We start from the raw sequence: 9043 nt of genomic DNA, 5'->3' as shown, positions 1-9043 counted from the left end.
TGCCGGGGGTCGCCATGGCCGGTTTCCGCGACCGGAGCGGGGAGGAGCTCGACCTGCGGGTGGTGCCGTTTCCGGCGGTCACGGTGGTCGTGGACTTCGGTGAGGGGCTGCTCGTCGACGACGACGGTGGCGCGGAGCGGCGCGGCAGCGCCGTTCTCGGTCTCGCGCCCGGCCCTGTGCGAGTGCGGGGCCGGGGCATCGAGTGCCTGCAGATCCGGTTGTCGCCGGTCGTCGCGCACTCGGTGCTGGGCGGCTCCCCGGAGGCGGTCGCCTCCCTGGAGGACCTGTGGGGGCGTGAGGCCGTGCGGACGCGGGAGCGGCTGCGGGGCGCCGCGTCGTGGGACGACCGGTTCGCGATCGCGGAGGAGGCGCTCGCGCGTCGGATCGCCCCACGCCCGGCCGTCGATCCGGAGGTCGGCGAGGTCTGGCGGCGGATGGTGGCCGGCCGGGGGCAGGTGCGGGTGGATCCGCTGGCGTACGAGGTGGGGTGGAGCCGGAAGCGTCTGTGGGCCCGGTTCCGGTCCCAGATCGGTCTCACGCCCAAGCGCGCCGCGCGGCTGATCCGTTTCGACCACGCCGCGCACCGTCTGGCCGCCGGGCACCGCGCCGCCGTGGTGGCGGCGGAGAGCGGCTACGCCGATCAGTCGCATCTGCACCGGGAGGTCGTGGCGTTCGCCGGCGTGACGCCGACGGCCGTGGCCACGGCACCGTGGCTCGCGGTCGACGACGAGGCGTGGGCCGGCACCGGGATCCCGGCGCGGGGGTGACGCGCCCGGCCCGGGCCCGGCCTCGCGCACGGGAGGCCGGTCGGCGCGCCGTCGGCCCAGGCTTCCGCGTCCGGCGGCCGGGGCGGCGCGCCGGCGAGCGGCGGAGGTCTCCCGGTCCGTGCGGGGGCGGTCGAAGGCCGCCGGAACGGCGCCGAGGACGGTGAAGCCGGGCGACTGCCCAGGCGGAGGGCCGCCTTGGTGTCCACCACGGCGTTGAAGACCATCGCCGTGCAGCCGTCGTGGCGTGCCTCGCCGAGCGCGTGCGAGGCCAGGAGGCGGCCGATGCCCCGGCGGCGTGGGCCGGTGCCACCCTGAAGCCGGCGTTCGCCACGGCTCGTGCCGGGCCACCGTCGGCCGGTCGCCCGTACCGCGGAGACGACCCTCCGGTCCCGCGCCCCGGCCGCCTCGGGGTCCTCCACGAAACGGACCCGCGAGCCCGGGGCCATCACCGGGAGCGGGTGGTGGCCTCGTCGGTCCGGGGGGCCCGGGCGCAGGTGCCGCCCGCGGCGACGATCTCGTGCCGGAAGGGCCGGACGAGCGGCCGGTCCTCGGCCACCGCGTCGTGTACCTGTCCGCTCGTCCCGGGTGCCGTCGCCCACCGCACGCTCCTCGTCGCCGGTCGGGGCCCGGTCGCCCCCGTGCCGCCCGCCTTCGTGATGCGCGGGGCCGTCGCCGGGGCCGGGCGGGACCCGTGGTCCACCGCCGTGCGCGGGCCACCCGTGACGCCCGGTCGGCGTGGCGCGTTGAACGTCGCGGCGCTCCAGCAGGACGCCTGTCGACGGGAGACGAGGAGGGCCGGCGATGACGACGGCGGAGACGAGCATGGCCGACCGGCTGGGGTTCACCCAGGGCCAGACCGTTCGGGAGATCGGTCACGCCCAGGACAGTGACGCCGATCTGCGCCAGGCCGTCGAGGAGGCGACGGGCAAGGAACTGGTCGGGGTGGGGACGGGCGGTCCGGCCGACGCCGTACTGCTGTGGTGGCGGGACGAGGACGGTGATCTCGTCGACGGTCTCCACGAGGCACTGACCGACCTCTGCGAGGACGGCACCGTGTGGCTGCTGACCCCCAGGACCGGCCGGGTGGGGCATGTGGAGCCCAGTGACATCGCCGAGTGCGCGGCCACCGCCGGGCTGGTGCGGACCGGCTCCGTGAGGGCGGCGGTGGACTGGCAGGGGACCGAGCTGCGTACGCCGCGGGCGAGGCGGTCCGGCAGGGGAGCCTGACGGGGCGGGCACGCCGCCGCCGGGCGAGGCGGTCCGGTCCTGGACCGCCTCTCCGGGCCGGGAGCCCGCCGGGTGCGTCGGGCGACGGTGTCCGAGGCCGGAACACGGCTACGGGGCCCACAGCCGCGGATTCTCCAACTTGCGGGGTGTCCCGGCCCGTTCGGCGGTCCCGTGCGTGGCGGCCGGGAGCGGGGGCGCCGCTGTCCCGGACGGCGTGGGGCGCGGACGGCCGCGCGGGTTCGGCGGGGTGGGCGGCCGTGGGCCTGACCGGCGGGGATGCCGGTGCGGGTAGGGTCAGCGGGGCGGGACGATCGGGTCGGAGAGTGGGAGTGACGGGTGAAACGGCCGACGATTGCGGACATCGCGCTCCGAGCCGGAGTGTCCAAGGTGGCCGTCTCCTACGCGCTCAACGACCAGCCCGGGGTCTCCGACACCACCCGCGCCGCGATCAAGGCGATCGCCGAGGAGCTGGGCTGGCGGCCCAACAGTGCCGCGCGGGCGCTGACCGGGGCGCGGGCCCAGGCGGTGGGGCTCGTGGTGCGGCGTCCGGCCTCCACGCTCGGCACCGAGCCCTTCTTCATGGAGTTCATCAGCGGGATCGAGCACGTCCTCTCCGACCGGGCCTACGCCCTCATGCTGCAGATGGTCGACAGCGAGGCGCGGGAGATGGAGACGTACCGGCGCTGGTGGGGCGAACGGCGGGTGGACGGGGTGTTCCTCGTCGATCTGCGGGACGGTGATCCGCGTGTGCCGGCGATCGAGGCGCTCGGGCTGCCGGCCGTCGTCATCGGCCCTCCGCACACCGCCGGTTCCCTGCCCGCGGTGTGGTCGGACGACGCCGAGAGCGTGCGCGAGACCGTGCGGTACCTCGCGGCGATCGGGCACCGGCGCATCGCACGGGTGGCCGGTCCGGCCGACCTCGCGCACACCGCCGTACGGGACGACGCCCTCCGGGAGGGGTGCGCGGAGGCGGGACTGGCCGAGCCTGAGATCCTGCACACCGACTACACGGGTGACGAGGGGGCGCGAGCCGCCCGCCGGCTGCTCATCGCGGCGGAGCGCCCCACCGCGATGATCTTCGACAACGACATCATGGCGGTCGCGGCGCTGTCCGTCGCCCAGGAACTCGGCCTCGTCATCCCCCGCGACCTGTCCGTCGTCGCCTGGGACGAGTCCCCCCTCACGCAGGTCGTCCGGCCTCCCCTTTCCGCGCTCGCCCGGGACATTCCGGCGTACGGGGCCGGGGCGGCCCGTGCCCTGCTCGCCCTCCTCGCGAACGAGACGGCCGGGAACGTGCAGGCCGAGTACGCGCGGTTCGTGCCGCGCGGCAGCACCGCCGCGCCGCCGGCCTGACCCGCGTGCGGGCGGGCCGGGCCCGGCTCCGGCCGCGGTCGGCTACTTCGTCGCGCCTTGCGCGAAGCCGTTGTAGATCCAGCGCTGGAGCAGCAGGAAGACGACGAGCGTCGGCAGGATGACGAGGATCGCGCCCGCCGAGATGGCCTCCCAGTGCGCTCCGAAGGGACCCTTGAAGCGGAAGAGGGCGGTGGAGATGGTGCCCAGGTCCTCGGAGTGCAGGTAGAGGAACGGGATGTAGAAGTCGTTGTAGGTGGTGATCCCCTTGATGATGACGACGGTGGCGATGGCCGGCTTGAGCAGCGGAAGAATGATCTTCCGGTAGATGGTGAAGGCGTTGGCCCCGTCGAGGCGGGCCGCCTCGTCCAGCGAACGCGGGATGGAGCGGATGAACTGCAGGAAGATGTACACGGAGACGATGTCCGTGCCCATGTAGAGCAGGATCGGGGCCCACCGGGTGTCGACCAGGCCGAAGCCGTTGACGACCTGGAAGGTCGCGACCTGGGTGGTGACGGCCGGTACGAGGGTGGCGACGAGGAACAGCGCCATGACGGCCTTCTTGGCGCGGAAGTCGAAGCGGTCGACCGCGTAGGCCGTCATCGAGCCGATGATCACGGTGCCGGCGAGGGAGAAGAGGAGGATGAACGCGGTGTTGCCGAAGGCCGCGAGCAGATGGCCGTCGGTGAACGCGGTGGCGTAGTTGCGGAAGTTGAGCCAGTCGCCCGGGAGCGAGAGCGCTCCTCCCTCGGACACCTCCTCGGCCGTCTTGAGCGAGGTGAGGAGGACGACGGCCAGCGGGAGCAGGACGACCAGCGTCGCGGCGATCAGCGACAGGTAGGTCAGTACGGTCCCGGCCCTGAGCCGGCGGCGGGAGGTCGGGGCGGGGGTCATACGAGATCCACCTTGTCGTCGGGGACGAGCCGGCGCTGGACCCAGGTGAGGAGCAGGATGAGCGCGAGCAGGACCACGGCCGCGGCGGAGGCCAGGCCGGTCTTGTTGAACTGGAAGGCGAGCTTGACCGTCTGGATGACGAAGGTCGACGTGCCGGTCGCCCCGCCGGTCATGATGTAGGGGATCTCGAAGACGGACAGGGAGCCGGAGATCGCCAGGATGACGCTGAGGCTGAGGACGGGCTTGATGCTCGGGACGATGATGTGGCGGAACTGCTGCCACCGGTCGGCGCCGTCGAGCTGGGCCGCCTCGTAGAGCTCGCCCGGTACGGACTGGATGGCGCCCAGGAAGAGGACGAAGTTCAGGCCGGTGAAGCGCCAGACGGACACGCCGGCCAGCGAGAGGTTGGCGGAGGTGGGATCGCCGAGCCACGGATGGTCGGTGGTCACGCCCAGCCACGCGAGGACGGAGTCCAGGGTGCCGCCGTCCTGGAAGAAGTACAGGAAGACGAAGCCGATCGCGACGCCGTTGATGAGGTAGGGGAAGAAGAGGACGCCCTTGAAGAAGTTGCGGAACCGCAGGTTGAAGCTGAGGACCGTGGCGAAGTAGAGGGCGACGCCGATCTGGAGGGCGGAGGCGGCCAGGTAGTAGCCGCTGACGAAGAAGACCCGGAACATCTCGGGGCGGGTGAAGATCTGGACGTAGTTGTCCACGCCGGTGAACTCCCGGTGCGGGCTCACTCCGTCCCAGTCGGTGAAGCTGTACGAGATCATGCTCGCCACGGGCACGTAGGTGAACGTGAGGAGCAGGGCCAGGGGCACGGCGAGGAAGAACCACGGGGTGGCGCGGCGCAGGGGCGAGTCACGCCAGGAGCGGGGCGCGGGTCTGCGGGGCGCCGCCGCACGCGCGCCCGTACGGGTGGGGGCGCCGGCCTCCGCGGAGGCGGGGGCGGTGAGGACCGTGGTCCCGGGCGCGGTGCGGGGGCGCGGGGCTCCGGGGGCCGGGGCGGAGGGATCGGTCACGGTGCGCGGGGAGTTCGGGGGTTTCTCGGTCATGTCGGCCTTTCGTGTCCGCGGCTGCGGGAGGGAGGGGTCCCGGCCGCCGCGCGGCGGCCGGGACCCGCGTTCCACCGGTGCTCAGGAACCGGCGGTCCTCGCCGCCTCGTCCCACTTCTTGTTCAGGTCGGCGAAGAAGTCCTGGAGGCTGCCGTCCTGGGCGCCGCGGGCGGTGTCGATGAGCTTCTGCCGGTAGTCGGGCTTGTTCAGGCCGATCTCGGCGGCGTTGTCGATCTCGTTGACCACGGCCGTCTCCGCCTCGGACCGCTCCACGAAGGTGACATCGTTGTCAACAAAGTCCTTGAGGGTGGCCGGCATGGGGGCGGCCTTCACGGCGGGCACCGCGCCCTCCCGCTCGGAGTAGCCGGACTTCTCGGTGAACCAGTCGATCCAGGCGCGCGCCGCCGGCTTGTTCTCGGAGTGGGCGCTCACGGCCTGCTGGTAGTCGGAGACCAGGGTCGCGCAGAACGCGCCGTCCTTCTGCGCGGGGAAGGGCATGAAGCCGATGTCCTCGGCGGAACCGCCGGCCTGCTTCGCCGCCGCCCGCATCTGGGTGATCGACCAGGAGCCGAGCATCATGCTGCCGATCTTCCCCTCGGCGAGCAGGGCCTTGGAGGTCTCCCAGTTGGTCGTGGTGGGGTCCTTCTCGGCCAGCCCCTGCTTCACGATGTCGTGGACGAGGGTGTCGATGGTGTGCAGTTCGCCGCCCGCCTTCCAGGGCGACACCGGTCCGGCCAGCTTGTCGGTCGCCTTGGCGTCGCAGGTCACCGATCCCACGTTCGAGGTCCACTGGACCATCGGCCAGCCGTCCTTGAAGTTCGTGTAGTACGGCACGGCGTCGGTCCTGTCCCCGATGGTCCGCAGGGCGGCCAGGAACTCCTGGGGTGTCCTGGGCCAGGTGGTGATCCCGGCCTTCCTCCAGAGGGACTTGTTGTAGACGAAGCCGTTGGCGGTGCCGAACTGGGCGATGCCGTAGACCTTGCCGTCCACCTCGGTCTTGTCGCTGAAGCGGTACTTCCGGGCGAGTTCGCCGGCCGGACCGAGGGGCGCGAAGAAGGAGGGGTAGTCGTTCTTGGCCACGGCCGCGGGGATCATCAGCACGTCACCGTAGGTCTTGGTGTTCATGCGGATCTTCACCTCCCCCTCGTAGTCGGTGATCCCCTCGAACGTCACCTTCACCTTGGGGTAGACCTTGTTGAAGTCGGCCGCGTACCGCTTGAGCGTGCCGTCCTGGACCAGGTCGGTCCGGTGGGTCAGGACCTTGATCTCCCCGGAGACCCCGGCGGGGTCGGCCGGCGCGGCCGCGATCTCCCCCGTCGCGGCTCCCCCGCCACTGCATCCCGCCACGGTGAGTGTCGCGACGGCGAGAAGCGCGCCCGTGAGCGCCTTCGTCTTCCCCATGTGCCCAACTCCTTCAGGGTTACGGCTCAGGTCAAAGTGGGATGTCGGCACTATGACAGGAGCGTGTGAACCGGTAAAGCTCCGGTTTCCAGCGCGATGCCCAATCGTTATCCAGCACCCGTGTAACCGCCCGGATTGCGCGCTTTACGGGTTTTCGTATGCACGGTGGGTGAACAGAAGCAGCTTTACCGGTTCATGGACAGTGCGAGCGCGCGCGGCTAGGTTGTCGGCGTCGTACACACATCCCCCGCCACGTCGGGCGATTGGAGCCGCACACATGAAGGACGTCACCCAGCTGACCGAGGGCTGGAGCCTGCGCCACGAGGACGCACTGCTCCCGGCCCGCGTCCCCGGCTGCGTCCACACCGACCTGCTCGCCGCGCAGGTCATACCCGACCCCTTCATCGGCCGGAACGAGACGGAGATCTCCTGGGTCGGGCGCCAGGAGTGGTGCTACGCCGCCGAGTTGGCCCACTCCAGTCGGCACGAGCGCACGGAGCTGGTCTTCGAGGGCCTGGACACCGCTGCGGAGATCGCGCTGGCCGGTGAGGTCCTCGGCCGGACGCGCAACATGCACCGGACCCACCGCTTCGACGTCACCGGCCGGACGGGCCGCCTCGAGGTGCGCTTCGACTCGGCGTACGAGGAGGCGGAGCGCGTCCGCGCGCTCACCGGGGAGCGGCCGAACGTCTACCCCGAGCCCTTCCAGTACATCCGCAAGATGGCCTGCTCGTTCGGCTGGGACTGGGGGCCGACCGTCGTCACGGCGGGCATGTGGCGGCCGGTGCGGCTGGAGCACTGGTCGACGGCCCGGCTCGCCGAGGTCCGTCCGGTCGTCACCGTCGACGGCCTCCCCGCCGACGGCACGACCACCGGCCGTGTCGAGGTACGGGTGCGGGTGGCGCGCACCGAGCGCGGTACCGGCCGGCCGCTGACCGCCCGGGCCGTCGTCCGGGCCGGCGGGCCGGCGGCGGAGGCCGGGAGCACCGCCGTGTCGCGGGCCGAGGTCTCCTTCACGGGTGACGAGGCGGTCCTGCGCCTGGACGTGTCCGACCCCGAGCTGTGGTGGCCGCGCGGGTACGGCGAACAGCCGCTGTACGGCCTGGAGGTGACGCTGGCCGACGAGGAGGAGGGCCCGCTCGACGTCTGGCGGCGCCGCGTCGGCTTCCGTACCGTCACCCTCGACCGGTCGGCGGACGCGCACGGAAGCGGCTGCACCTTCGTCGTCAACGGGGTACGGATCTTCGCCCGGGGGGTCAACTGGATCCCGGACGACGTGCTCCCCTCCCGCACGACGCCGGAGCGCTACCGGACCCGCCTCACCCAGGCCGCCGAGGCCAACGTGGACCTGGTCCGCGTCTGGGGCGGCGGCATCTACGAGGACGACGCCTTCTACGACGTCTGCGACGAACTCGGCCTGATGGTCTGGCAGGACTTCCTGTTCGCCTGCGCCGCGTACCCCGAGGAGCAGCCCCTGCGCGGGGAGATCGAGGCCGAGGCGCGCGACAACGTTGTCCGGCTCATGCCGCACCCCAGCCTGGTCCTGTGGAACGGCAACAACGAGAACCTCTGGGGCTTCCGGGACTGGGACTGGGAGGAGCCGCTCGCGGGCGACTCCTGGGGCGAGGGGTACTACCTCGGCCTGCTGCCGCGGATCGTGGCCGAGCTGGACCCGTCCCGGCCGTACACGGCGGGCAGCCCCTGGTCGGGGTCGTGGGAGCACCACCCCAACGACCCCCGCCACGGCACCCACCACTCGTGGGAGGTGTGGAACCGGCAGGACTACGCCGAGTACCGCGCGAGCGTTCCCCGCTTCGTCGCCGAGTTCGGCTGGCAGGCGCCGCCCGCCCTCGCGACGCTGCGCCGGGCCCTGCCCGGCGAGCGACTCGCCCCGGACTCCCCCGGCATGCTCCACCACCAGAAGGCCGAGGACGGCAACGGCAAGCTGAACCGGGGCATCGCCCGCCACTTCCCGCTGCCCGAGGGGGACTTCGACCGCTGGCACTACCTGGCGCAGGTGGTCCAGGCGCGGGCGGTGGCGGCGGGCATCGAGCACTGGCGGGCCCACTGGCCGGTGTGCGCCGGCACGGTGGTCTGGCAGCTCAACGACTGCTGGCCGGTGAGCTCGTGGGCGGCGATCGACGGGGACGGCCGGCTCAAGCCGCTCTACCACGAGCTGCGCCGGGTCTACGCGGACCGGCTGCTCACCCTGCTGCCGGGTGAGGACGGCCCGGTGCTCGCCGTCGACAACCAGGCGGGCACGCCCTGGCACACGACCGTCGGAGTGCGCCGGCTGCGCGCGGACGGCACCGTCCTGGCGAAGGCCGGCATCCCGGTGGAGGTCGCGCC

At 72.4% G+C, this 9043-nt stretch carries 7 protein-coding genes; 4 read left to right on the top strand and 3 right to left on the bottom strand.

The genetic code is table 11. The annotated features are described in order from the left end of the window. From RIF68_RS16895 to RIF68_RS16885, 3 genes are all read left to right on the top strand, one after another. The coding region (locus RIF68_RS16895) for a helix-turn-helix domain-containing protein (protein ID WP_309052095.1) at positions 1-767 on the top strand (767 nt) is incomplete at its 5' end. An 801-nt stretch (positions 768-1568) separates the two neighbouring features. Next, positions 1569-1994, top strand: a complete 426-nt coding sequence (locus RIF68_RS16890) for a DUF3052 domain-containing protein (RefSeq protein WP_309052094.1) — start codon at positions 1569-1571, stop codon at positions 1992-1994. 336 nt (positions 1995-2330) lie between these two features. Further along, on the top strand, positions 2331-3347 hold the full coding sequence (locus tag RIF68_RS16885) for a LacI family DNA-binding transcriptional regulator (protein ID WP_309052093.1): 1017 nt from the start codon (positions 2331-2333) through the stop codon (positions 3345-3347). 42 nt (positions 3348-3389) lie between these two features. Here RIF68_RS16885 and RIF68_RS16880 read toward each other — a convergent pair whose 3' ends face one another. The 3 genes from RIF68_RS16880 to RIF68_RS16870 form a co-directional block, all read right to left on the bottom strand. Next, positions 3390-4238: a carbohydrate ABC transporter permease gene (locus RIF68_RS16880; protein WP_309052092.1), complete on the bottom strand. Its 849-nt coding sequence runs from the start codon at positions 4236-4238 to the stop codon at positions 3390-3392. Continuing rightward, positions 4235-5293 carry an ABC transporter permease subunit gene (locus tag RIF68_RS16875; RefSeq protein WP_309052091.1) on the bottom strand — a complete coding sequence of 353 codons (1059 nt, stop codon included), beginning with the start codon at positions 5291-5293 and terminating at the stop codon, positions 4235-4237. Before RIF68_RS16875 ends, RIF68_RS16880 begins: the two co-directional genes overlap by 4 nt. Positions 5294-5374: 81 nt before the next feature. Continuing rightward, positions 5375-6694 carry an ABC transporter substrate-binding protein gene (locus tag RIF68_RS16870; RefSeq protein ID WP_309052090.1) on the bottom strand — a complete coding sequence of 440 codons (1320 nt, stop codon included), beginning with the start codon at positions 6692-6694 and terminating at the stop codon, positions 5375-5377. A 277-nt stretch (positions 6695-6971) separates the two neighbouring features. Between RIF68_RS16870 and RIF68_RS16865 the strand changes: the two genes are divergently transcribed. Continuing rightward, the coding region (locus RIF68_RS16865) for a glycoside hydrolase family 2 protein (RefSeq protein ID WP_309052089.1) at positions 6972-9043 on the top strand (2072 nt) is incomplete at its 3' end.

This window comes from Streptomyces sp. (genome assembly GCF_031178505.1).
Lineage (GTDB): Bacteria > Actinomycetota > Actinomycetes > Streptomycetales > Streptomycetaceae > Streptomyces > Streptomyces gulbargensis.
The sequence above is the reverse complement of the archived record's forward strand: the minus strand, read 5'-3'. Positions and strand labels throughout refer to the sequence as shown.

What these genes read in the sequence shown, in the direction of transcription:
- RIF68_RS16870 (WP_309052090.1), bottom strand. Translation starts at nt 6,694, where the DNA reads ATGGGGAAGACGAAGGCGCTCACGGGCGCGCTTCTCGCCGTCGCGACA.
- RIF68_RS16880 (WP_309052092.1), bottom strand. Translation starts at nt 4,238, where the DNA reads ATGACCCCCGCCCCGACCTCCCGCCGCCGGCTCAGGGCCGGGACCGTA.
- RIF68_RS16890 (WP_309052094.1), top strand. Translation starts at nt 1,569, where the DNA reads ATGACGACGGCGGAGACGAGCATGGCCGACCGGCTGGGGTTCACCCAG.
- RIF68_RS16875 (WP_309052091.1), bottom strand. Translation starts at nt 5,293, where the DNA reads ATGACCGAGAAACCCCCGAACTCCCCGCGCACCGTGACCGATCCCTCC.